Annotated in this window: 22 protein-coding genes; 17 read left to right on the forward strand and 5 right to left on the reverse strand. The window is 66.9% G+C overall.

All coding sequences use genetic code 11. The annotated features are described in order from the left end of the window. Window positions 1-15: 15 nt before the first annotated feature. The 7 genes from BKK80_RS06435 to BKK80_RS06465 all read left to right on the forward strand — a co-directional run bounded on the left by BKK80_RS06435 (window position 16) and on the right by BKK80_RS06465 (window position 6,433). A complete protein-coding gene (locus tag BKK80_RS06435) occupies window positions 16-939 on the forward strand; it encodes a histone deacetylase family protein (protein ID WP_071068754.1) in 924 nt (307 codons plus the stop codon). A gap of 36 nt (window positions 940-975) precedes the next feature. Continuing rightward, window positions 976-1,776 carry an enoyl-CoA hydratase gene (locus BKK80_RS06440; RefSeq protein WP_071011661.1) on the forward strand — a complete coding sequence of 267 codons (801 nt, stop codon included), beginning with the start codon at window positions 976-978 and terminating at the stop codon, window positions 1,774-1,776. A gap of 200 nt (window positions 1,777-1,976) precedes the next feature. Continuing rightward, window positions 1,977-3,011 (forward strand): methionine ABC transporter ATP-binding protein, encoded by a 1,035-nt coding sequence (locus tag BKK80_RS06445; protein WP_071011663.1) that lies wholly within the window; start codon window positions 1,977-1,979, stop codon window positions 3,009-3,011. Further along, window positions 3,001-3,654 carry a methionine ABC transporter permease gene (locus BKK80_RS06450; protein WP_071011665.1) on the forward strand — a complete coding sequence of 218 codons (654 nt, stop codon included), beginning with the start codon at window positions 3,001-3,003 and terminating at the stop codon, window positions 3,652-3,654. The genes BKK80_RS06445 and BKK80_RS06450 overlap by 11 nt, the downstream gene beginning before the upstream one ends. 66 nt (window positions 3,655-3,720) lie before the next feature. Then, window positions 3,721-4,527 (forward strand): MetQ/NlpA family ABC transporter substrate-binding protein, encoded by an 807-nt coding sequence (locus tag BKK80_RS06455; RefSeq protein ID WP_071011666.1) that lies wholly within the window; start codon window positions 3,721-3,723, stop codon window positions 4,525-4,527. Window positions 4,528-4,730: 203 nt separating this feature from the next. After that, window positions 4,731-5,480, forward strand: coding sequence for an electron transfer flavoprotein subunit beta/FixA family protein (locus BKK80_RS06460; protein ID WP_071011668.1), 750 nt, complete (start codon window positions 4,731-4,733; stop codon window positions 5,478-5,480). Between the two features lie 17 nt (window positions 5,481-5,497). Continuing rightward, complete coding sequence (locus tag BKK80_RS06465; protein ID WP_071011670.1) at window positions 5,498-6,433, forward strand: electron transfer flavoprotein subunit alpha/FixB family protein; 936 nt, start codon at window positions 5,498-5,500, stop codon at window positions 6,431-6,433. 362 nt (window positions 6,434-6,795) lie between these two features. On the opposite strand, the gene BKK80_RS06470 is transcribed toward BKK80_RS06465, so the two are convergent. After that, the gene (locus tag BKK80_RS06470) at window positions 6,796-8,100 is read right to left on the reverse strand and encodes a D-amino acid dehydrogenase (protein ID WP_071068755.1); all 1,305 of its coding nucleotides are present in this window, start codon (window positions 8,098-8,100) and stop codon (window positions 6,796-6,798) included. Window positions 8,101-8,242: 142 nt separating this feature from the next. Here BKK80_RS06470 and BKK80_RS06475 point away from each other — a divergent pair, with 142 nt between their 5' ends. Both BKK80_RS06475 and BKK80_RS06480 read left to right on the forward strand, forming a co-directional pair. Further along, window positions 8,243-8,761 (forward strand): Lrp/AsnC ligand binding domain-containing protein, encoded by a 519-nt coding sequence (locus BKK80_RS06475; RefSeq protein ID WP_071011673.1) that lies wholly within the window; start codon window positions 8,243-8,245, stop codon window positions 8,759-8,761. Between the two features lie 19 nt (window positions 8,762-8,780). Then, on the forward strand, window positions 8,781-9,926 hold the full coding sequence (locus tag BKK80_RS06480) for a PA0069 family radical SAM protein (RefSeq protein ID WP_071011674.1): 1,146 nt from the start codon (window positions 8,781-8,783) through the stop codon (window positions 9,924-9,926). 67 nt (window positions 9,927-9,993) lie between these two features. Here the strand turns inward: BKK80_RS06480 and BKK80_RS06485 are convergent, their stop codons facing one another. The 3 genes from BKK80_RS06485 to BKK80_RS06495 all read right to left on the reverse strand — a co-directional run bounded on the left by BKK80_RS06485 (window position 9,994) and on the right by BKK80_RS06495 (window position 12,438). Continuing rightward, on the reverse strand, window positions 9,994-10,488 hold the full coding sequence (locus BKK80_RS06485) for a TM2 domain-containing protein (RefSeq protein ID WP_071011675.1): 495 nt from the start codon (window positions 10,486-10,488) through the stop codon (window positions 9,994-9,996). Between the two features lie 254 nt (window positions 10,489-10,742). Beyond that, complete coding sequence (locus tag BKK80_RS06490; RefSeq protein ID WP_071011677.1) at window positions 10,743-11,147, reverse strand: hypothetical protein; 405 nt, start codon at window positions 11,145-11,147, stop codon at window positions 10,743-10,745. A gap of 151 nt (window positions 11,148-11,298) precedes the next feature. Next, window positions 11,299-12,438, reverse strand: a complete 1,140-nt coding sequence (locus tag BKK80_RS06495) for a PQQ-dependent sugar dehydrogenase (protein ID WP_084545501.1) — start codon at window positions 12,436-12,438, stop codon at window positions 11,299-11,301. A gap of 143 nt (window positions 12,439-12,581) precedes the next feature. Here BKK80_RS06495 and rpsP point away from each other — a divergent pair, with 143 nt between their 5' ends. The 5 genes from rpsP (at window position 12,582) to BKK80_RS06520 (ending at window position 15,665) form a co-directional block, all read left to right on the forward strand. Continuing rightward, window positions 12,582-12,836 (forward strand): 30S ribosomal protein S16, encoded by a 255-nt coding sequence (gene rpsP, locus BKK80_RS06500; RefSeq protein ID WP_071011679.1) that lies wholly within the window; start codon window positions 12,582-12,584, stop codon window positions 12,834-12,836. 78 nt (window positions 12,837-12,914) lie between these two features. Further along, window positions 12,915-13,571, forward strand: a complete 657-nt coding sequence (gene rimM, locus BKK80_RS06505; protein ID WP_071011680.1) for a ribosome maturation factor RimM — start codon at window positions 12,915-12,917, stop codon at window positions 13,569-13,571. A 41-nt stretch (window positions 13,572-13,612) separates the two neighbouring features. After that, window positions 13,613-14,395, forward strand: a complete 783-nt coding sequence (trmD, locus tag BKK80_RS06510; protein ID WP_071011682.1) for a tRNA (guanosine(37)-N1)-methyltransferase TrmD — start codon at window positions 13,613-13,615, stop codon at window positions 14,393-14,395. 75 nt (window positions 14,396-14,470) lie between these two features. Beyond that, window positions 14,471-14,863, forward strand: a complete 393-nt coding sequence (rplS, locus tag BKK80_RS06515) for a 50S ribosomal protein L19 (RefSeq protein WP_071011683.1) — start codon at window positions 14,471-14,473, stop codon at window positions 14,861-14,863. Between the two features lie 121 nt (window positions 14,864-14,984). Next, complete coding sequence (locus tag BKK80_RS06520; RefSeq protein ID WP_071011685.1) at window positions 14,985-15,665, forward strand: CoA pyrophosphatase; 681 nt, start codon at window positions 14,985-14,987, stop codon at window positions 15,663-15,665. Between the two features lie 32 nt (window positions 15,666-15,697). Here the strand turns inward: BKK80_RS06520 and BKK80_RS06525 are convergent, their stop codons facing one another. Continuing rightward, the gene (locus tag BKK80_RS06525) at window positions 15,698-16,540 is read right to left on the reverse strand and encodes a sulfurtransferase (RefSeq protein WP_071037301.1); all 843 of its coding nucleotides are present in this window, start codon (window positions 16,538-16,540) and stop codon (window positions 15,698-15,700) included. Between the two features lie 232 nt (window positions 16,541-16,772). On the opposite strand from BKK80_RS06525, the gene dnaE reads away from it, so the two are divergent. The 3 genes from dnaE to BKK80_RS06540 all read left to right on the forward strand — a co-directional run bounded on the left by dnaE (window position 16,773) and on the right by BKK80_RS06540 (window position 23,169). Further along, window positions 16,773-20,273 carry a DNA polymerase III subunit alpha gene (dnaE, locus tag BKK80_RS06530; RefSeq protein ID WP_071011688.1) on the forward strand — a complete coding sequence of 1,167 codons (3,501 nt, stop codon included), beginning with the start codon at window positions 16,773-16,775 and terminating at the stop codon, window positions 20,271-20,273. A gap of 105 nt (window positions 20,274-20,378) precedes the next feature. Beyond that, window positions 20,379-21,593: a glycosyltransferase family 9 protein gene (locus BKK80_RS06535; RefSeq protein WP_071011690.1), complete on the forward strand. Its 1,215-nt coding sequence runs from the start codon at window positions 20,379-20,381 to the stop codon at window positions 21,591-21,593. A gap of 277 nt (window positions 21,594-21,870) precedes the next feature. Further along, a complete protein-coding gene (locus BKK80_RS06540) occupies window positions 21,871-23,169 on the forward strand; it encodes an O-antigen ligase family protein (protein ID WP_083383992.1) in 1,299 nt (432 codons plus the stop codon). Window positions 23,170-23,173: the final 4 nt, after the last annotated feature.

A 23,173-nucleotide genomic window follows, 5' to 3' on the forward strand; every position in this document is an offset into this window, starting at 1 on the left:
TGACAAGAGCAGAGCATGCCGACCGGCTACTACACCCATCCGTCCTTCCTGTTGCACGAGATGGGGCATTTCCATCCCGAATGCCCGGAGCGGCTGCAGGCGATCGAAGACCACCTGATCTCGCACGGTCTCGACGGCCTGCTGGACCGGCGCGAAGCGCCGCCGGCCACCGCCGCGCATCTCGAGCGCGTCCATCGTCCCGACTATCTCGCCGCGCTGGCCGCGGCGAGCCCGGCCAGCGGCTACCACCCGATCGATCCCGATACGCTGATGAACCCCCGCACGCTGGAGGCGGCCGCGCACGCGGCCGGCGCCGCGGTGGCGGCGACCGATGCGGTGATCGCCGGCGAGCTGGAGAACGCCTTCTGCTGCGTGCGGCCGCCGGGCCACCATGCCGAGCCCGACCGTGCCATGGGCTTCTGCTTCTACAACAATGTGGCGATCGCTGCGCGGCACGCGCTGGAGGCGCACGGGCTGGAGCGGGTCGCCATCGTCGACTTCGACGTGCACCACGGCAACGGTACCGAGGCGGCCTTCCGCGGCGACCGGCGCGTGCTGATGTGCAGCTTCTTCCAGCACCCGTTCTATCCCTACAGCGGCGCGGAAACGATCGCGCCGAACATGTCGAACATCCCGTTGCCGGCCTACTCGAACGGCATGGCGGTGCGCGAGGTGGCCGAGACGATCTGGCTGCCCCGGCTGGAGGAGTTCAAGCCGCAGATGCTGTTCATCTCGGCCGGCTTCGATGCCCATCGCGAGGATGATATGGGGCAGATGGGCCTGGTCGAGCAGGACTACGCCTGGATCACCGAGCGCCTGCTCGAAGTGGCGCGTCGCCACGCGCAGGGACGCATCGTCAGCTGCCTCGAGGGGGGCTACAACCTGAGTGCGCTGGCGCGCAGCGTGGCCGCGCACCTGAAAGTGCTGATGGAGGGCTGACGGCGCGCCCGCGCCGCCGGCACTGGAGACTGGATCATGGCCGAATCGGATAACAGGGCGGCCGCGCCCTTGCTGCAGGAATCACTCGACGCGCCGGGCGTGCTGCGCCTCACGCTCAACCGCCCGGACGCCTTCAACGCGCTGTCCGAAGGGCTGCTCGACGCGCTGTCGGCCGCGTTGGCGCGTATCGCTTCCGACCCGGCCGTGCGCGTGGTGGTGCTGGCCGGCGCGGGGCGCGCTTTCTGCGCCGGGCACGACCTGCGCGAGATGCGCGCGCAGCCTTCGCACGATTACTATCGCCGCCTGTTCGAACGCTGCACGCGCGTGATGATGGCGATCCAGAAGATGCCGCAGCCGGTCATTGCCCGCGTGCACGGCATCGCCACCGCGGCCGGCTGCCAGCTGGTGGCCATGTGCGATCTCGCGGTCGCGGCCGACGATGCGCGCTTCGCCGTCTCCGGCGTCAACCTGGGGCTGTTCTGCTCGACGCCGGGTGTGGCGCTGTCGCGCAACCTGGGCCGCAAGCAGGCCATGGAGATGCTGCTGACCGGTGACATGATCAGCGCCCAGGCGGCTCGCGAGCGCGGCCTGATCAACACCGCGGTGGCGCTGCAGGCGCTCGATGCGGAGGTGGCGCGGCTGGCCGCCAGCATCTGCGCAAAGCCGGCGGCGGCGGTCGCGGCAGGCAAGGGCCTGTTCTACCGCCAGCTCGAAATGGGTATCGAGGCCGCCTACCAACTGGCCGGCCAGACCATGGCCTGCAATATGATGGATGAGTCGGCACTGGAGGGCGTGCAGGCCTTCCTCGACAAGCGTGCGCCCGCTTGGCGGGCATGATGTAACTTATACATCACTTCAAGGTGTTATTCCTGGCGGATTTCCCATCGCTTTATGCGCTATTGGTATAAGAGAATCGGAAAAAATTCGTTTCTGGTATGAGGCGGTTCGCATAGAATAGGCGCCTCGCAGAAAAATAATGTGCGGCAACAGCGCTGGAGACCTTCTCGCCTGTTGCCGTTTTCTTTTCGTCTTCTCTCATGATCGAACTGCAAGGTCTCTCGCAGCGCTTTCCCGGTGCGTCGGGCGAAGTGCATGCATTGCGGGACGTCAGCCTGTCCATCGCGGCAGGCGAGGTCTTTGGCATCATCGGCCGCAGCGGCGCCGGCAAGAGCACCCTGGTGCGCGCCATCAACCTGCTCAACCGTCCGACCAGCGGCCGCGTCATCGTGGCGGGCCAGGACCTGACCGCGCTCGACAAGGGCGCGCTGCGGCAGGCGCGCCGCGAGATCGGCATGATCTTCCAGCATTTCAACCTGCTGTCTTCGCGCACGGTCTACGACAACGTGGCCCTGCCGCTGGAACTGGCCGGCCAGAACAAGCAGCAGATCGCCGCCGCCGTGATGCCGCTGCTGGAGCTGGTGGGTCTCGACAAGCTGAAGGACCGCTACCCGGCGCAGATCAGCGGCGGCCAGAAGCAGCGCGTGGGCATCGCGCGAGCGCTGGCCAGCAAGCCCAAGGTATTGCTGTCGGACGAGGCCACCTCGGCGCTCGACCCGGAGACCACGCGCGCCATCCTGGAGCTGCTGCGCAAGATCAATAGCGAACTCGGCCTGACCATCGTGATGATCACGCACCAGATGGAGGTCATCAAGCAGGTATGCGACCGCGTCGCGGTGCTCGACGCCGGTCGCGTGGTGGAGCAGGGGCGCGTGATCGATGTCTTCCTGCGCCCGCAGCACGAAGTCACGCGTGCCATGATCGGCGACGTGATCGCGCAGGAACTGCCGGCCAGCGTGCTCAAGCGCGTGGAGAGCCGGCTCGGCAACGGCCGCGACCACGTCTACCGCCTGGCTTTCACCGGCGAAGGCGTGGACCAGCCGGTGCTGGCCCAGGCGATCCGCCGCCACGGGCTCGATTTCAACATCCTGCACGGCCACATCGACGAGATCCAGGGGCAGGCCTTCGGTTCGCTGGCCATCATGGCCACCGGCGAACTGGCCGACGTGAAGGCGGCGATGGCATACCTGCAGGAGCAGGGCGTGGTGGTCGAGGAGCTCGAGCATGTGGTCTGAGATGTTTGACCTGTTTCTGACCTCGTTCAACGAGACGCTGCTGATGGTCAGCATCTCGGGCGTGGTCGGTGCGCTGTTCGGCGTGCCGCTGGGCGTGCTGCTGCACCTGACCGACCGTGGCGGCGTGCTGTCGAATCCGCTGTTCAACCGCACCATCGGCGTGGTCGCCAACGCGGTGCGCTCGATTCCCTTCATCATCCTGCTGGTGGTGGTGATTCCGTTCACGCGCTTCATCGTCGGCTCGTCGATCGGTACCGCCGCGGCGGTCGTGCCGCTGACCATCGCGGCCATCCCGTTCATCGCGCGGCTGGTGGAGTCGGCGCTGCGCGAGGTCGACAAGGGGCTGGTCGAGGCAGCCCAGTCGATGGGTGCGACGACCTGGCAGATCGTCTGGAAGGTATTGCTGCCCGAGGCCATGCCAGGCATCGTCGCCGGCCTGACCATCACCTTCGTCAGCCTGGTCGGCTACTCGGCCATGGCCGGCGCGATCGGCGGCGGCGGCCTGGGCGACCTGGGCATCCGCTATGGCTACCAGCGCTACATCACCGAGGTGATGGTGGCGGTGGTGGTGATCCTGATCGTGTTCGTGCAGGCCGTGCAGAGCTTCGGCGACTGGCTGGTCCGCCGCATCAGCCACAAGTAGGCGGAGCCGGAGCGAATCGCGCCGCCGCCAGTCATCTCCAGCCATCACAGACAGGGAAGTCACAAGATGCAACGTCGTAACGTGCTGCAAACCATCCTGGGCGCTGCCGCCCTCGTGTTCGGCGTGGCCGCGGCCGGCCAGGCCGCGGCGCAGGACAAGCCGATCAAGATCGGGGTCACCGGCGGCCCGCACGCCCAGATCATGGAGCAGGTGAAGAAGGTCGCCGCGCGCGACGGCCTCAACATCCAGGTGGTCGAGTTCAGCGACTACATCCAGCCGAACGCCGCACTGGCCGCCGGCGACCTCGACGCCAACAGCTACCAGCACCTGCCCTACCTGGAAGCGCAGATGAAGGACCGCGGCTACAAGTTCGCCAACGCGGGCTTCACCGTGACCTTCCCGATGGGCATCTACTCGAAGAAGGTCAAGTCGCTCGACCAGCTCAAGGCCGGCGCGCGCCTGGGCGTGCCCAACGATCCCACCAACGGCGGCCGCGGCCTGCTGCTGCTGCAGAGCAAGGGCCTGCTCAAGCTGCGTGCGGATGCCGGCCTGAAGGCGACGCCGCTGGACATCACCGAGAACCCGAAGAAGCTGAAGATCGTGGAACTGGACGCCGCCCAGCTGCCGCGCTCGCTGGACGATCTCGACGCCGCCGCCATCAACGGCAACTACGCGGAATCGGCAGGCCTGTCGCCGACCAAGGACGCGATCGCCATGGAAGGTCCGAAGGGGCCGTACGCCAACCTGATCGCCGTGCGCGAAGCCGACAAGAACAAGCCTTGGGTGGCCAAGCTGCTCAAGGCCTATCACTCGGCCGAGGTGAAGCAATACATCCAGGCGACCTACAAGGACTCCGTGATTACCGCGTGGTAAGTCGAAAAACAGAGGCGAATTCGCCGCCGCAGGGCATCCTGCGGCACAATTGACCTGGGTTTTCGAGCTTGCCGGGCTATGCCCGGCAATTCTTTACCGATAAAATAGTACGATCGTTCGAAAAACTAAGGCGCCGCCAGACCGGTGGTTATAATGGCGAGCGATGCAAATTTCTGACTATCAGTGATCAGTGGAGTGAGCGCATGAAAGTACTCGTCGCAGTCAAGCGCGTGGTGGACTACAACGTCAAGGTCCGGGTGAAGTCGGACGGCACGGGCGTGGATCTGGCCAACGTCAAGATGAGCATGAACCCCTTTGACGAAATCGCCGTGGAAGAAGCGGTGCGTCTGAAGGAAGCCGGCGTGGCCACCGAGGTGATCGCCGTGTCCTGCGGCGTGGCCCAGTGCCAGGAAACGCTGCGCACCGCGATGGCCATCGGTGCCGACCGCGGCATTCTGGTGGAGTCGAGCGAAGACCTGCAGCCGCTGGCCGTGGCCAAGCTGCTGAAGGCCCTGATCGACAAGGAGCAGCCGCAGCTGGTGATCCTGGGCAAGCAGGCCATCGACGACGATTCCAACCAGACCGGCCAGATGGTGGCCGCGCTGGCCGGCCTGCCGCAGGCGACTTTCGCCTCCAAGGTGGTCGTGGCCGACGGCAAGGCTTCGGTGACCCGTGAAGTCGACGGCGGCCTGGAAACGCTGTCGCTGTCGCTGCCGGCGGTGGTGACCACCGACCTGCGCTTGAACGAGCCGCGCTACGTCACGCTGCCGAACATCATGAAGGCCAAGAAGAAGCCGCTGGACACCGTCAAGCCGGAAGACCTCGGTGTCGACGTCAAGCCGCGCCTGACCACGCTGAAGGTCGTCGAGCCGGCCAAGCGCAGCGCGGGCGTGATGGTGCCGGACGTCGCCACGCTGGTGCAAAAGCTGAAGAACGAAGCCAAGGTCATCTGAGCGCGGGGAGAGAGAACATGACTGCACTCGTCATTGCTGAACACGACAACCAAACCATCAAGGCCGCCACGCTGAACACGGTGACCGCAGCCGCCCAGTGCGGTGGCGACGTCCACGTGCTGGTGGCCGGCTCCAATGCAGCGGCCGCCGCTGCCGCCGCCGCCAAGATCGCCGGCGTCACCAAGGTGCTGCTGGCCGATGCGCCGTACTTCGGCGACGGCCTGGCCGAGAACGTGGCCGAGCAGGCGCTGGCCATCGCCAACGACTACAGCCACATCCTGGCGCCCGCCACCCCGTACGGCAAGAACATCCTGCCGCGCGTGGCCGCCAAGCTGGACGTGGCCCAGATCTCGGAGATCTCCAAGGTCGATGCCCCGGACACCTTCGAGCGTCCGATCTACGCCGGCAATGCCATCGCCACCGTGAAATCGGCCGACAAGGTCAAGGTCATCACCGTGCGTGGTACCGCCTTTGACGCCGCCGCTGCCGAAGGCGGATCGGCTGCCGTCGAAAGCCTGCCGGCCGTGGCCGATGCCGGCGTCTCGCAGTTCGTTTCGCGTGAAGTGGCGAAGAGCGACCGTCCGGAACTGACTGCTGCCAAGATCGTCGTCTCCGGCGGCCGTGGCGTGGGCTCTGGCGAGAACTACACCAAGGTGCTGACGCCGCTGGCCGACAAGCTGGGCGCGGCGCTGGGCGCTTCGCGCGCCGCTGTCGATGCCGGCTTCGTGCCGAATGATTACCAGGTCGGCCAGACCGGCAAGATCGTGGCACCGCAGCTGTACATCGCTGTCGGTATTTCCGGCGCGATCCAGCATCTGGCTGGCATGAAGGACTCCAAGGTGATCGTAGCGATCAACAAGGATCCGGAGGCGCCGATCTTCTCCGTGGCCGACTACGGCCTGGTGGGCGACCTGAACACGGTCGTGCCCGAGCTGGTGGCGGCACTGGGCTGAGTCCCGCTGGCTGGCCCCGCGGGGCCAGCACCGACCGCATCGCAAGAGCCGTTCCCGGGGGCACCCGCGAACGGTTTTTTTTCATCCAGTACGCACCTGCCACAGGCCAGCGAGAAGGGCGGCGGGCGAGACCTGCTGCACAACAATCCAGGGCATGCTCTGGGCAAGAGGCGAATCGGCGGCCCTGGACCTCGCCGGGCGCATGCCGTCACGGGCCGGCGGGATGCGCGACGCCGTCAGGCAAGCGGAAAGGAAAGCAAAAACGGGTGCTTCCGACCGGAAGCGCCCGTTCTCATGGGTGCGCGCGGCAGGCGCCGCTGCCGGGAAGACCGGCGGAGGCCGTTCTCCGGGCCTCCAGGCCTTCAGGCCACGGCCGGGCGCGGCGAGGTGTGCCGCTGCGTGTCGTGCAGGTAGCGCGAGACCGACAGGTCGTCGGCGCGGATGGCCGGCTTGGCGCCCGACACCAGATCGGACAGCAGCTTGCCCGAGCCGCAGGCCATGGTCCAGCCCAGCGTGCCGTGGCCGGTGTTCAGCCACAGGCCCTTGACCGGGGTCGGCCCGACGATGGGCGTGCCATCCGGCGTCATCGGCCGCAGGCCGGTCCAGAAGGTGGCGCGGCTGACGTCGCCGGCGCCCGGGAACAGGTCGGTGACCACGTGTTCCAGCGTGCGGCGCTTGGCTGGGTCCAGCGAACGGTCATAGCCGACGATCTGCGCCATGCCGCCGACCCGGATGCGGTCGTCGAAGCGCGTGATGGCCACCTTGAACGTTTCATCCAGCACGGTGGAGACCGGGCTGCGCGAGGCGTCGTTCATCGGCACCGTGATGGAGAAGCCCTTGAGCGGATAGACAGGCAGGTCGGAAAGGCCGGACAGGAAGGGCTTGACCATCTGCGTCGACCAGCTGCCCAGCGCCACCACCACCAGGTCTGCCGACATCGGCTCGCCGTCCACCATGGCGCCGGTCACCGCGTCGCCGCGCGTGAGCAGGTTGCCGATGGTGCGGTTGAAGAGGAAGCGCACGCCCTGGGCTTCGGCCATCGCGGCGAGCCGGCGCGTGAACAGCTGGCAGTCGCCGGTCTCGTCATTGGGCAGGCGCAGGCCGCCGGTCAGCTTGTGGCTGACCGTGGCCAGCGCCGGCTCTGCGCTCGCGAGTTGTTCGCGCGAGAGCAGTTCGTAGGGCACGCCGGCCTGGTCGAGGACGGCGATGTCCTTGGCTGCACCAGCCAGTTGCGCTTCGGTGCGGAACAGTTGCAGGGTGCCCTGCGTGCGGCCCTCATAGGCGATGCCGGTGTCGGCCCGCAGTGCGCGGATGCAGTCGCGGCTGTACTCAGCCAGGCGCACCATCCGTTCCTTGTTGACGGCATAGCGGTCGGCGCTGCAGTTCAGCAGCATCTGCCAGATCCAGCGCAGCTGGAACAGCGTGCCGTCGGGGCGGATGCTCAGCGGCGCGTGCTGCTGGAACATCCACTTGATGGCCTTGAGCGGCACGCCGGGGGCCGCCCAGGGCGACGCATAGCCCGGTGAGATCTGGCCGGCGTTGGCGAAGCTCGTTTCCAGCGCCGGTCCGGCCTCGCGGTCTACCACCGTGACCTCGTGTCCGGCCTGGGCCAGATACCAGGCGCTGGTGACACCGATCACACCGCTGCCAAGAACAAGAACGCGCATTTCCACTCACTCCGACTGGTCGACCGGGCATCCGGCGTTGGGGGCGTAACTGGGAGAACCAGTCACGGAAGCATTTACTACTATGCTATTGAAAATACGCTAGTTATAGTTGTCGAAAAATTTCGATAAACAGGAAGAAATCATGAGAACGAGTCGGCAACCCGTGCGCAGCCTGGACCGGCTGGACCGTAGGATCCTGGCCTTGCTGCAGGCGGACGGGCGCATGTCGATGAAGGACCTTGCCGAGGCTGTGGGCCTGACCATCACGCCCTGCATCGAGCGGGTCAAGCGGCTCGAGCGCGATGGTGTCATCATGGGCTACCACGCGCGCCTGAACCCGGTGCTGCTGGGTAGTGCCCTGCTGGTATTCGTGGAGATCACGCTGCGCGACAAGTCGGGCAATATGTTCGAGCAGTTCCGGCGCGAGGTGCTGCGCATCCCGGAGGTGCTGGAATGCCACCTGGTGTCGGGTGACTTCGACTACCTGATCAAGGCGCGCATCCGCGAGATCGGCGAGTATCGCCGCCTGCTGGGTGACATCCTGCTGCAGTTGCCCGGCGCGGCCCAGTCCAAGAGCTATGTGGTGATGGAAGAGATCAAGGAGACCCTGGCCATTTCCGTCGAAGAGAAGGCGCCGGCGGCCGGCGCCGGGCGTAACTGAGGCGCCGGGCTGGCCAGGTATGGGAGATTCCGGACGTCCAGGGCGGCCGCCCGCGCCGAGCAAGGGGCGGGGTGCCGTCAGCAACCTGCAGGGACGCTTCGAGCGCGACCGGCGCGAGGCGTTCGACGACGGCTGGGCGCCGGCCGGCGAGATGCCCGCGCGCGCCGACGCGGTGGAGGCCCCCGCCAGCGAGGCGGGGCCGCGGCTGGTCACCCATGTCACCCTCGAACAGGCGCGCTCGATCCTGACGCGTAACGCGTCGCCGGATATTCCCTTCGATGTCTCGCTGAATCCCTATCGCGGCTGTGAGCATGGCTGCATCTATTGCTTCGCGCGGCCGACCCACGCTTACCTCGATCTGTCTCCCGGGCTGGATTTCGAGAGCCGGCTGTTCGCCAAGGCCAATGCCGCCGAGCGCTTGCGCCATGCCCTGTCGCGACCGTTCTATCGCTGCGAGACCATCGCGCTGGGCGTCAATACGGATGCCTACCAGCCCATCGAGCGCGAACACCGCATCACCCGCAGCGTGCTCGAGGTGCTGCACGCTTGCGACCATCCGGTCGCGCTGATCACGAAGTCGGCGCTGATCGAGCGGGATATCGACCTGCTGGCGCCGATGGCGGCCAAGCGCCTGGCCGTGGCCGCCGTCACCATCACCACGTTGGATGCCGGACTGGCGCGCACCCTGGAGCCGCGTGCGGCGGCGCCATCGCGCCGGCTGCGCACGATCCGCACGCTCAGCGAGGCCGGCATTCCGGTGGGTGTCAGCGTGGCGCCCCTGATTCCCTTCGTCACCGAGCCGGACCTGGAGCGCATCCTCGAGGCGGCGCGCGAAGCCGGCGCGGTCTATGCCAACTACATCGTGCTGCGGCTGCCGTGGGAGGTGAGGCCCCTGTTCGAGGAGTGGCTGCAGGCACACTTTCCGGACCGGGCCGAGCGCGTGATGAACCGGGTGCGCGACATGCGCGGCGGCAAGGACTACGACGCGGATTTTGCCTCGCGCATGCGCGGCACCGGCATCTGGGCCGACCTGTTGCGCCAGCGCTTCTACAAGGCGGCCGACCGGCTGGGCTACCGCTACAACCGCTATGAGCTGGACACCTCGCGCTTCCGGCCGCCGGCCCTTCCTGCGCCACCGGCGCCGCGCCAGGGATCGCTTTTCTGAGTGCGCACGGCGGTCGGGGCGCGTGCCCGCTTCCGGCTTCCCCGGCTGCCGCGGCGCGGTTTCGGCGCTACTGTGACAGCGCGCGCGCAGCTTCTACCTGCGATTCGAAGTAGGTCTGGAAACTGATGGCCAGGCCGGCCATCAACAGGCCGGTGCCGATCAGCAGCGAAAGGATCACCAAGATGACGACGGGCCAGCCGGAGCGGGTCGGTGCGCCGTGCGGGTTGAAGCGCGCATCCCATTTTTCGTCCGGCCGCAGGCCGTAGACGATCGCAGCCAGGAAGGCCGAGGTCAGCGAGGTGCCGCCGAGCACGGCGAAGACCCAGTTCAATACCGGATTGCCGGCATCGGCCAGCAGCGAGGCCACGCCGATCGTGCCGGCCAGCGTGGCGAGCAGGTGCATCCAGCCGTAGCGGTCGCGCACGCCGGCAAGGTAGAAGCGGTGTGCCCCGAGGCTGCCCAGCAGGAAGGCGAGCGCGACGGTGGCCAGCTTGGACTTGCCGCGTGCCGGGCGGGCATTGGCAGTGGAGGGCGTGGCAGAGGCTTGGCTTGCAGCGGACATGGCAGAACGGGATCCGGTCATGCGGCGGGCAGGCACCCCCGCCGGGCGGCGTGCTGACTGGCGGCCAGCGTGCGGCGGGTCACATTGTAAGCCGTGGCGAGGCGCGATGGCCGTACCTTGCCATCGTCGCCACATGTAGGGTGGGGGCTTGCGGTGGTGGAGCTTGCCGCGCGGGCAAGCTCGTGGAGTTCAGGGGGGGGCAGGATGCCAGGCGTTGCAGCCAGCCAGGGGTGGGCGCCGATCCGGCCCCTTGCTCAGCGGCCGTTTTCGCGCTCGCGCGCCTGCCAGCCCGGACCCATCCCGGTCGCGCGCGGATCGCCGCGCGCATTGTCGGACGGTCGTTCCCGTTCGGCGGGTGGGGGGCGCTCCTCATTGCGCAAGGCGGCTGGAGAGGGCGCGGGGCGCCCGCTCAGGCGATCGTCGGCGCGGGCCCTTGCTTCCATCCGCTCGATCTGCGCGCGGACATGGTCGCGGCTTTCGGCCCGCACGCTTGCCATCTCCCAGCCGCCTGCTTGCGCGCGCGGGCCTGCCTGGCGGGCATCGGGGCGCGCCTGGTGCCAGAAGGCGACCTGTGCGTGGCTGATCGCCGCGGTGCCGAGCAGGCCTGCAAGCAGTGCCAGGCCGGCCACGCCGTTGCGCAGGGGGGAGCGGGAAAGCATACGGATTTCCAGAAGCCTGTCGCGCGGATGGGTTCACGAGATGGCTTCATGGTACGCATGCGCTCCGAGTGCGCCTATGCGAATCGCGTTACCGGTGTAACGGATTGTTTCCCCGTTTCGGGGCAGTTCGGGTGGCTGGACGGGCAGGGCGCTACGGTGCGTAGCGGATCCGGTAGATGGCACCGGCGAAGTCGTCGCTGACCAGCAGGGAGCCGTCGGGTGCGACCTGCACGTCGACCGGGCGGCCCCAAGGCTTGCCCCGGCGCAGCCAGCCCTCCGCGAACACCTGTTGGCCGGTGACCTTGCCCTGTTGATCCAGCATCACCCGTACCACCCGGTAGCCGACTGGTGTGCTGCGGTTCCAGCTGCCGTGCTCGGCGATGAAGATCGTATTGCGCCGGTATTCCGGCGGAAACGCATTGCCTGTGTAGAAGCGCATGCCAAGGGCGGCGACATGGGCGCCGAGCTTGGCGGCGGGCGGCGCGAATTCCGAGCACGGGCGCTGCTTGCCGAATTCGGGATCGGGGATGTCGCCGGCATGGCAGTAGGGGTAGCCGAAGTGCTGGCCGGGGCGGGACAGGCGGTTGAGTTCGTCGTCGGGCTGGTCATCGCCCATCCAGTCCCGTCCGTTGTCGGTGAACCAGAATTCACCGGAAGCCGGATTCCAGTCGAATCCCACGCTGTTGCGCACCCCCTTGGCCACGACCTGCAGGTCGGAGCCGTCGGGCCGCATCTTCATGATATTGGCGTAGCGGTTCTCGTCCGGCGCGCAGATATTGCAGGGCGCGCCGACCGGCACGTAGAGGTAGCCATCGGGTCCGAAAGCGATGAATTTCCAGCCGTGGTGAGTCTCGCTCGGAAAACGGTCGCTGACCGTCACCGGCTGCGGCGGGTCGTCCAGGCGTGCCTCGATCCCATCCAGCCGGACAATGCGCGAAACCGAGGAAGCGTAGAGCGCGCCGTTGCGGAAAGCGACGCCGACCGGCATGGTCAGGTCGCTGGCAATGGTGCGCACCCGTGGCCGCGGCCCCAGCGGATCGGAGATGGCGTAGACTTTTCCTTTTGCACTTGTGCCGACGAAGAGTGTGCCGCCCGGTGAGAACGTCATGCCGCGGGCATCCGGCACCTTGTCGCTGAGCAGTTCGATGTGGAAGCCCGGCGGCAGTTTGATCTCGTTGAGCGGGAGGGCCGCCCGCACTGGGGCAGCCAGGCACAGCATGCAGGGGAGCAGGGCGGCGCTGCGCCAGGCGGCCAGCGCGCGGCCCGGGTGGAAGTGCGGCAGGATCCTCATGATGCGCTCCTTCGCAGGGGTTCCCGCCACCATGCCTGCCCTGCCGTGCACAGTCAATTGGCTAAGTGTTTGTTTGGCCTTGAGAATTGGGCTATACTCTCGTGTTTCGTGTTCGAACACCCCGTTTTCTGAGGAATTCATCCATGGTCGTCATCCGTCTGGCTCGCGGCGGCAGCAAAAAGCGCCCGTTCTTCAACATCGTCGCTACCGACTCGCGTAACCGCCGTGATGGCCGTTTCATCGAGCGTATCGGCTTCTACAACCCCCTGGCTGCCGACGGCGCCGAAGGCCTGCGCGTTGTCGCCGACCGCCTGACCTACTGGCAAGGCGTCGGTGCCCAGCTGTCGCCGACCGTGGCGCGCCTGGTCAAGCAAGGCGCCGCCAAGGCCGCTGCCTGATCGGCTTGAGCCGGGAGATGCGCCTGGCCATGCCGTGTGCGTGGCTGGCAGTCTCCGGCACAGATCTGTCCTCCTGCCGTGACTGAACGCAAGCAGGGCGCCGCGCCGCGGCGGCCGTTGACTTCGCCCGCCGCCCCGCAGCCTGCCAGGTTGCCTGCGGCACTGGTTCATGCCGATGCCCTGCCGGAAGATCTGGTGGAGGTCGGCTACGTCGGTGCTGCCTATGGCATCCGTGGCTGGATCAAGGTCCAGCCGCATGCCCAGGACGCCGAAGCATTGCTGAATGCACGTCGCTGGTGGCTGCTCGCCGTACCGCGGCCCGGCCTCGCCGGCAGTGCGGATGCCGGGGTGCCGCCACTGTGCCTGAAGATCGCGCAGGCGCGCGAGCACAGCGGTACGGTGGTCGCGCAGGCTGCCGGCGTGGCAGACCGCAACCTGGCCGAGGCGCTCAAGGGGCGCCGCGTCTGGGTCCGTCGTGCCGACTTCCCGGCGCCGCAGGAAAACGAATTCTACTGGGTCGACCTGATCGGTTGTGCCGTCAGCAACGAGTCGGGGGAATCCCTCGGCGAGGTGTCCGGCCTGATCGACAATGGCGCGCACCAGATTCTGCAGGTCGCCTGCACGCTGCCCGATGGCAAGCCGGGCGAGCGTTTGATCCCCTTCGTCGATGCCTATCTGCGCGAGGTCGATACAGCGGCCAGGCGCATCGTGGTGGACTGGGGGCTGGATTACTGATTGGCCAGCCGCGCGGTGGCGGCGTGGTGGGGGAGGGGCGGATGCAGTTCGATGTGATCACGCTGTTTCCCGAGATGTTTCGTGCGCTGACCGACTGGGGCATCACCAGCCGGGCAGCCCAGCAGCAGCGCTACGCGTTGCGGACCTGGAATCCGCGCGATTTCACCGCTGATAACTACCGCACGATCGATGATCGCCCGTACGGCGGCGGCCCCGGCATGGTGATGCTGGCCAAGCCGCTGGAGGACGCTCTCGATGCGGCGGCTGCCGTGCAGGCGCAGGCCGGCGTCGAGCGGCCGCATACGGTGCTGATGTCGCCGCAGGGCGCGCGCCTGGACCATGCCAAGGTGATGGAACTGGTGCAGCGTCCCGGCCTGGTGCTGTTGTGCGGTCGCTACGAGGCGATCGACCAGCGCCTGATCGATCGGCGCGTGGATGAGGAAATCAGCCTCGGCGATTTCGTGCTGTCGGGCGGCGAATTGCCGGCCATGGCGCTGATCGACGCGGTGGTGCGACATCTGCCCGGCGTGCTGGGCGATGCGCAGTCGGCGGTACAGGACAGTTTCGTCAATGGCCTGCTCGACTGTCCGCACTATACGCGGCCGGAAGTGTATGAAGGCGTGCGCGTACCCGAGATTCTCCTCGGTGGCCATCATGCCGAGATTGAAAAATGGCGGCGCCGTCAGGCGCTCGCCAACACCGCGAGCAAGCGTCCCGACCTGATCGAGGCGGCTCGCAAGCAGGGTTTGCTGACCCGCGCCGACGAGAAGTTTCTGTCGGAGTGGTCCGCGAAGGAAGGGCGGGAGCTCGCTCCCGCCAAGTGAAAACCCCATCCTCTGCCGGGGCCCGGGCAATGCCTGGGGCACACAACGCCGGTATGATGGTCTAGGAGAAAAACGATGAACATCATCGAGCAAATCGAAAAGGACGAGATCGCTCGTCTGACCGCCAACAAGACCATTCCCGCGTTCGCCCCCGGCGACACCGTGGTGGTCAACGTGAACGTGGTGGAAGGTAACCGCAAGCGCGTGCAGGCGTACGAAGGCGTCGTGATTGCCAAGCGCAACCGCGGCCTGAACTCGTCCTTCATCGTGCGCAAGATCTCGTCGGGTGAGGGCGTGGAACGTACGTTCCAGCTGTACTCGCCGCTGATCGCCGGCATCGAGGTGAAGCGCCGCGGCGACGTGCGCCGCGCCAAGCTGTACTACCTGCGCCAGCGCTCGGGCAAGTCGGCTCGTATCAAGGAAAAGCTGGTTTCCAAGGCTTCGACCAAGGCAGCTGCCGCTCAGTAAGGCGGTCACTCCGGCGGCTCCGGCCGTCGGCAGCTTTCCAGGGGCACCTTCGGGTGCCCTTTTTGCATGGTTGCGGCCGCCTCATATGCTGCGGCGCGGCTTCTGTCATACTACTGCCGCTATGCGCCCTGCCTTTGATCCCGAAGCCCTTCCCGTCCTCGATACCGATACGCGCCACCCGGCGATCGCCGCTTCGCGGCTGCAGCCGGGCTTCATCCGGCAGCGCCTGCAGCTGCCACCCCCCTGGCAGCCCGAACTGGTCGACGATTCCCGCGCCAACGACCGCGGCCGCGCCTTGCGCGATGCCGCCGTGCTGATGCCGCTGGTGGAGCGCGAGCATGGGCTGACGGTGCTGCTGACCGAGCGCAATGCCAACCTGAGCGCGCATGCGGGCCAGATCAGCTTTCCCGGCGGCAGCTTCGACGTGACGGACCCGGACCGGATCACGACCGCATTGCGCGAGACCGAGGAAGAGGTGGGGCTGCCGCGCAATTTCGTCGAGGTGGTCGGCACCCTGCCCGATTACATCACCGGCACCGGCTTCCTGGTCAGTCCGGTGGTGGGGCTGGTACGCGATGGCTTCACGCTGCGCCCGAATGCCGGCGAGGTGGCCGATGTGTTCGAGGTGCCCTTGTCATTTCTGATGGACCCGGCCCACCACCAGCGCAGGCTGCTGCGCTGGGTCGACGGTGAGCGCATGTTCTATGCGATGCCGTTCCCGCGCGAGGGCGGCGGCCACCGTTTCATCTGGGGGGCGACCGCGGCGATGCTGCGCAACCTCTACCACCTGCTGGCTGCCTGAGGCGCGGGCCCGCGCCGGGGGCGCGGCCGGGTTCAGGCGGCGGCCTGGCCGGCGGCGCAGTGAGGGCAGCTCTGGCCGACCACGTAGAGCGGGCTCTGCTGCTCCTCGGCGGTGACCACCGCGCGGCAGGCGAAGCATTGCTTGGGGCCGGCCGGTTCCAGCTGCGGGTTCAGTGCGGTGCGGTAGTCGAAGACGAAGCAATCGCCCTGGTAGTGGCTGCCACCGACTTCCTCGAAGTACTTCAGGATGCCGCCCTCGAGCTGGTAGACGTGCTCGACGCCGACTTCCTGCATATGGATGGCGGCCTTCTCGCAGCGGATTCCGCCGGTGCAGAACGACACCACTGTCTTGCCTTCCAGTTCGGCCCGATGCGCGGCGACCTCGGCAGGGAAGTCGCTGAACTTGTGGATGCCGTACTCGACTGCCCCGGCAAAGGTCCCCACCGCCACCTCGAAGGCATTGCGCGTATCCAGCATCACAACCGGGCGCCCGGCGTCGTCATGGCCCTGGTCCAGCCAGCGCTTCAGCTCGACCGGTGCCACCGATGGCGCGCGCCCCTCTTCCGGGCGGATCAGCGGCATCTTCATGGTGATGATTTCCTTCTTCAGGCGCACCAGCATGCGCTTGAAGGGCTGGGTGTCCGACACGCTTTCCTTGGGCGCCAGGTCGGCGAAGCGCGCATCCGCGCGCAGCCAGCCGACGACCTCGTCGATGGCGGCGCGCGGGCCGGCCAGGAACAGGTTGATACCTTCCGGCGCCAGCAGCACGGTACCCTTCAGGCCGGCGGCCTCACAGCGCTCGCGTAGTTGCTCGCGCAGCGTCTCGCGGTCTTCCAACGTGACGAACTTGTAGGCGGAGATATTGATGATCTGCATGACGGCGCGTATCGATGCGCAGGCGCCGCCACGCGCGTTCTCGCTATGCGGGCGGTAACTGCCTGATTGGAAAGGCGAAATTATAGCGCCACGGGGCCGGGTGGCGCGCATGCCCCAGCGTCCTCGTCGGACTTGGCCCTGGGGGATGCCAGGCCAGGCGGGCGGGTGGCGGGGCCGGCCGCGGACACAAAGCCGTCAGCCAGGGCCGGCCGAGCCGGTACAATATCGCCCCATGTCCGCACCCCGCTTCGTACACCTCCGCCTGCACTCCGAATATTCTGTCGTCGATGGCATCGTCCGCCTCGAGGACGCCGTCAAGGCCGCCGCGGCCGACGGCATGGGAGCGCTCGCCCTGACCGACCTCGCCAACGCCTTCGGCCTGATCCGCTTCTACAAGGAAGCGCGCGGCGGCGGCGTCAAGCCGCTGGTCGGCGCCGACGTCTGGCTGACCAACGCCGATGACCGCGACAAGGCGCCGCGGCTGCAATTGCTGGTGCAGGACCGCCGCGGTTACCTGAACCTGTGTACCCTGCTGTCGCGTGCCTGGCTGGTCAACCAGTATCGCGGCCGCGCCGAGATCGACCCGGGCTGGTTCGAAGAGCCGGGCGAAGGCGGTGAGCCGCTGGCCACCGGCCTGATCGCGCTGTCCGGCGCCATGGGCGGCGACATCGGCATGGCGCTGGCCAACGGCAACCCGGCCGGCGCCGAACGTGCCGCGCAGCACTGGGCGGCACTTTTTCCGCAGCGCTTCTATATCGAACTGCAGCGCGCCGGCCACGCCGGTACGGAAAGCTATGTGCAGCAGGCGGTGCAGCTGGCCGCCGCACTGCGGCTGCCGGTGGTGGCCACGCATCCGGTGCAGTTCATGACACCGGACGACTACACGGCGCACGAGGCCCGCACCTGCATCGCCGAGGGCGAGCTGCTGGCCAACCCGCGCCGCACGCGCCGCTTCACCACCGACCAGTACTTCAAGACACAGGACGAGATGTGCGCGCTGTTCGCCGACATCCCGTCGGCGCTGCAGAACACCGTCGAGATCGCGCGCCGCTGCAACCTGACGCTGGAACTGGGCAAGCCGCGCCTGCCGCTGTTCCCGACGCCGGACGGCATGTCGCTCGACGACTACCTGGTGCACATGGCCAAGGAAGGCCTGGAGAAGCGCCTCGAAATCCTGTTCCCGGATGCGGCCGAGCGCGAGGCGAAGCGGCCCGAGTATTACGAGCGGCTGGAATTCGAGACCGGCACCATCATCAAGATGGGCTTCCCCGGCTACTTCCTGATCGTGGCGGACTTCATCAACTGGGCCAAGAACAACGGCGTGCCGGTGGGTCCGGGGCGGGGCTCCGGGGCTGGTTCGCTGGTCGCCTACGCGCTGGGCATCACCGATCTCGACCCGCTCAAGTACGCGCTGCTGTTCGAGCGTTTCCTGAACCCGGAGCGGGTGTCGATGCCCGACTTCGATATCGACTTCTGCCAGCACGGGCGCGATCGCGTGATCACCTACGTGAAGGAGAAGTATGGCAAGGACGCGGTGTCGCAGATTGCCACCTTCGGCACCATGGCGGCCAAGGCGGCGGTGCGCGACGTGGGCCGCGTGCTTGACCTGGGCTACGGCTTCGTCGACGGCGTCGCCAAGCTGATTCCGTTCAAGCCGGGCAAACTGGTCACCATCGAGGAAGCGAAGAAAGAAGAGCCGCTGCTGACCGAGCGCGAGAACAACGAGGAAGAGGTCCGCCAGTTGCTGGAGCTGGCACAGCGCGTCGAGGGCATGACGCGCAACGTCGGCATGCACGCCGGCGGCGTGCTGATCGCACCCGGCAAGCTGACCGACTTCTGTCCGCTCTACACGCAGGGCGACGACGGTGGCGTGGTCAGCCAGTACGACAAGGATGACGTCGAGGCCGCCGGCCTGGTCAAGTTCGACTTCCTGGGCCTGACCACGCTGACCATCCTCGACTGGGCCGAGCGCTACATCCGGCGCCTCGACCCCAGCAAGGCCGACTGGAACTGCAGCCAGATTCCGCTCGCCGACGCCCCTGCCTTCGATATCCTGAAGACCGCCAATACGGTGGCGGTGTTCCAGCTGGAAAGCCGCGGCATGCAGGGCATGCTGAAGGATGCCAAGCCCGACCGCTTCGAGGACATCATCGCACTGGTGGCACTCTACCGCCCGGGCCCGATGGACCTGATCCCCAGCTTCTGCGCGCGCAAGCACGGCCGCGAGAAGGTGGAGTACCCGGATCCGCGCGTCGAGCCGGTGCTCAAGGAGACCTACGGCATCATGGTCTACCAGGAGCAGGTGATGCAGATGGCGCAGATCATCGGCGGCTACTCGCTGGGCGGCGCCGACCTGCTGCGCCGCGCCATGGGCAAGAAGAAGCCCGAGGAAATGGCCAAGCATCGCGAGCTGTTCCGCGAAGGGGCCGACAAGAACGGCCTGAGCGGCGAGAAGGCCGACGAGATCTTCGACCTGATGGAGAAGTTCGCGGGCTACGGCTTCAACAAGTCGCACGCGGCCGCCTACGCTCTGCTGGCCTACTACACGGCCTGGCTCAAGGCGCACCACCCGGCCGAATTCATGGCAGCCAACATGTCGCTGGCGATGGACGACACCGACAAGGTGAAGATCCTGTTCGAGGACTGCAAGCTGAACGGACTCAAGCTGCTGCCGCCGGACATCAATGCCAGCGAATACCGTTTCGCCCCGACCGACGCCAAGACCATCCGCTACGGCCTGGGCGGCATCAAGGGCTCGGGGCAGGGTGCTATCGAGGACATCCTGCGCGCGCGCGAGGAACGTCCCTTCGATGACCTGTTCGACTTCTGCGAGCGCGTCGATCGTCGCCAGGTCAACCGCCGCACCATGGAGGCACTGATCCGGGCAGGAGCCTTCGACAGCCTCAACAGCAACCGCGCGCAGATGCTGGCGTCGGTCTCGCGTGCGATGGAGGCGGCGGAACAGAAGGCGGAATCGGCCAATCAGGTATCGCTGTTCGACCTCATGGGTGACGCCGGCGATGCGCACAAGCCGGAGCTGGTCGACGAGCCGTTCTGGCCGCCCAAGCGCACGCTGCAGGAAGAAAAGCAGGCACTCGGCTACTACTTCTCCGGCCACTTGTTCGATGCCTACCGCGACGAAGTCCGGCGCTTCGTCAAGGGCACACTGGCCGCGCTGGAGAAGGAGGTGCAGGGTAACGGCGGCGGCTACGGCCGCGACGTGCGCGGCAAGACCATCGCCGGCGTGATCACCGGCATCCGTACCCAGATGACCCAGCGCGGCAAGATGCTGATCGTGCTGGTCGACGATGGCACGGCGCAGATCGAGATGACAGTCTTCAACGAGCTGTTCGACGCCAACCGCCACATGTTCAAGGAAGACGAACTGCTGATCGCCACCGGCAACGCGCGCCACGACACCTTTACCGGCGGCGTGCGCTTTACCGCGGAATCGGTGCTGGACCTGGTCGCCGCCCGCGGCCGTTTTGCCGAAGCGGTCGCTTTGTCCTTCAACGGCAATGCGTCGCTGCAGCGGCTGCGCGAATTGCTGACGCCGCACCTGGCCGGCGAGGCCGGCGGCCCCGGACTGCCGGTGCGTGTCAGCTACGCCGCCGCCAGTGCGCAATGCGAGGCCATCCTCGGCCGGCAGTGGGCAGTGACGCCGTCGGACGAGGCGCTCGCCAGCTTCCGCGAGGCCTTGTCGAGCGAGAATGTCAGCATGGTCTATGGTTGAGGCAAGGGTTTCCGCCAACCGTCCCGCGGCCGTCTGGCGCTGGACGGCCTGGAGTCTGCATTGCCAGCCCATGCTCCCCTTACCGCCAGCCTGAATCGATTCCACGTGCCTGCGCTTTTCCCACCTGCCCGCCCGCCCCGTACGATCCTCGTGGTGGCCACGCGCCGTATCGGCGATGTTCTGCTGACGACGCCGATCGTACGCTCGCTCAAGGCGCGCTGGCCCGAGGCTCAGATCGATATGCTCGTTTTCCGGGGCACCGAAGGTGTACTCGAGAACAATCCGGATGTCCGTCGGGTGATCGTGGTAGCGCAGCGTGCCCGTCTCGGCGAGCGTTTGCGCGATGCCGCACGCGTCTGGCGGCGCTACGACCTGGCCTGCGCGGCGCTCAGCTCTGACCGTCCGCGCTTCTATGCCTGGTTTGCTGGCCGCCGGCGCGCCGGGCTGGTCGATCCTGAGCGCGTCACATGGTGGACGCGGTTGATGTTGCACCGTATCGCTTTGAATCGCCACGAGTCGGAGCATACGGTGTCGAGCACGCTTGCTCTGGCCCCGGCCATCGGCATCGAGCCGGTGCCCGAGGTCGTGGCGCCGGGCATCGGTACGGATCCGCAGCGCATCGCCCGTTTCGACGCGCTTTTCGCTGCGCCGGCCTATCGGCCAGGCCAGCCATTGGCGGTGCTGCATCCATACCCGATGTACGCGTACAAGCAGTGGCATGTCGACGGCTGGATCACCGCCTGCGACTGGCTGCTCGGGCAAGGCTTCGCGGTAGCGCTTAGCGGCGGGCCGGCTGCGGGCGAACGCGAGTATGCCGAGGGTATCGCGGCAGGCGCCGCAGGGCCGGTCCTGAACCTGGTCGGGAAGCTATCTTTCGGCGAGAGCGCCGAGCTGTTCCGTCGCGCCAGCCTTTACATTGGTCCCGATACCGGTGCCACCCACGTTGCCGCTGCGACGGGGACTCCGACCATCGCATTGTTCGGCCCATCCGATGCGGTGCGTTGGGGGCCCTGGCCGAAGGGGGGGGTGGCGGGCGGCGGCGATCCGTGGCCACTGCGTGGCTCTGGGCGTCGCGGCAATGTCTACCTACTGCAAGGCGAGGGCGAATGCGTGCCTTGCCGGCAGGAGGGCTGCGAGCGGCGCCTCGATAGCCTGAGCCGCTGCCTGACGGGAATGAGTCCGCAACGCGTAATCCAGGTCGCGGCGGAAATGCTCGGGCTGCCAGCCGGGAGCGCCGACGCGATGGCAGGGCGCCAGCGCATCCAGCTTATCGAGGTCTCCCGCCCGGATGCCGCAGGGGATATGCGGTCCCGACCCTGACGTTCGTCGCCTGCATCGCTCAGGTTTTTCCGCCGTCGCCTGCGCAATTTCCGAAATTTGCTAGTGGTGACAGCACGGTTCGCCCACGATGGCATGAAGATGCTATTGTGAAAGACTTGGTGTGCCGGCCGGTGCAAGCTTGCTGCGCGCCCGAAGCTTGTTCTGATGGTCCGGGCCGTGGCTTGAGCGGCCGGGTCGGCCGCTGCCCATTCCCGGACTCCTTGTGTCGGCACACGTGCCGTAGCGTGCCAGATGCCGAGTTCGGCGGCGACAAGCCATGCCTATCCTCCCTTCGAGATTGCCAGGCAGCCCCGTTCCGCAGCGCTGGCTGTGGGGGGCGTTCCTGTTGTTGTATCCCGCCGCGACGCTGGTAGTGAGAGGCGGGGCGAGTGCGCTGCTGCTGGCAGCATCGCTCGTTGCCGTATATTCGTTGATCGTTTCGCGCTCCCTGCCGGCTCCTGTGCAGGACGCGTCCGCGCGGCTTGCCGTGGGCTTCTGCTTCGCCATGGCCGCGCCACTCTGCGCGGTGGCCCTTAGCGAGCTGTGGCATCGGCAGCTGACACTCGGCGCCTTCGATTCCCCTGCGCGTTTCCTGGCTGCCGCCCCGCTCTTTCTCGCTCTACGCAAGGCGCCGGCGGCCACCCTGCGTTGGGCAGATCTGTCCTTTGGCGTTGGCGCGATGGCCGCCTTGGGCATCAGTGTGTTCGCGCCGCGTGACTGGGGCGATGGCCGGCTTGGCAGTACCTTCCTCAATCCGATCCATTTCGGTGCCATTGCCCTCGTGCTCGGTGTCCTTTCAGCACTGTCTTTGAACTGGTGGGGCAAGGATCCCCTTGGCGTGCGGCTGTTCAAGCTGGCAGGGTTGGCAGCCGGCCTGCTGTCCTCGCTGCAGACCGGTGCGCGCGGCGGATGGCTCGCTATCCCGGTGATCGTCGTTGTTCTGGCCTTCGTGCCCCGGGAGCGGAAAGGGCGTGGGTGGCGTAAGGTGCTCCCGTTCGCTGCTCTGGCGATTGCCTTGGCTGGCTACCTGGCCTCCCACACGGTGCGAGAGCGGATCCACATGATCTGGTCCGATCTGTCGCAGTTCGAGCAGGGACACAAGGACACCTCGATCGGCATCCGGCTTCAGATCTACCAGGCAGTGCTTTCCCTGATTCCACGCGATCCCGTCTTCGGCCTTGGTGCGGACGGGCTTGCCGCCAGCCTGCAGTCCCTGGTTGATACGGGGGGCATGACTCCGATCGCCGCGCAGTTCGGGAGAGGCGAGACGCACAACCAGATGCTGGCCTATGTGGGCAGCTTCGGCATCATCGGCGGACTAGCGCTGGCAGCGCTTTATCTGATGCCTGCCGCGCTGTTCTGGAATTTTCGGGCGGCGCCGGCCAGGTGCGCCGCGCGCGCGGCGCTGATGGGCGTGGTCTTTGTCGTCGCCTTTGTGACGTTCGGCTTGACGGTGGAAACCTTCAACCTGAAGATGACGGCGTCGTTCTATGCGACCGTGATTGCAGTGCTGGCTGCCATCGCTTCGCACAATGCACCTCCGGTGGCGTCGGCCGCCGGGCGCTCCTTGCAGTAGCTTC

It is taken from the genome of Cupriavidus malaysiensis, from assembly GCF_001854325.1.
GTDB lineage: Bacteria > Pseudomonadota > Gammaproteobacteria > Burkholderiales > Burkholderiaceae > Cupriavidus > Cupriavidus malaysiensis.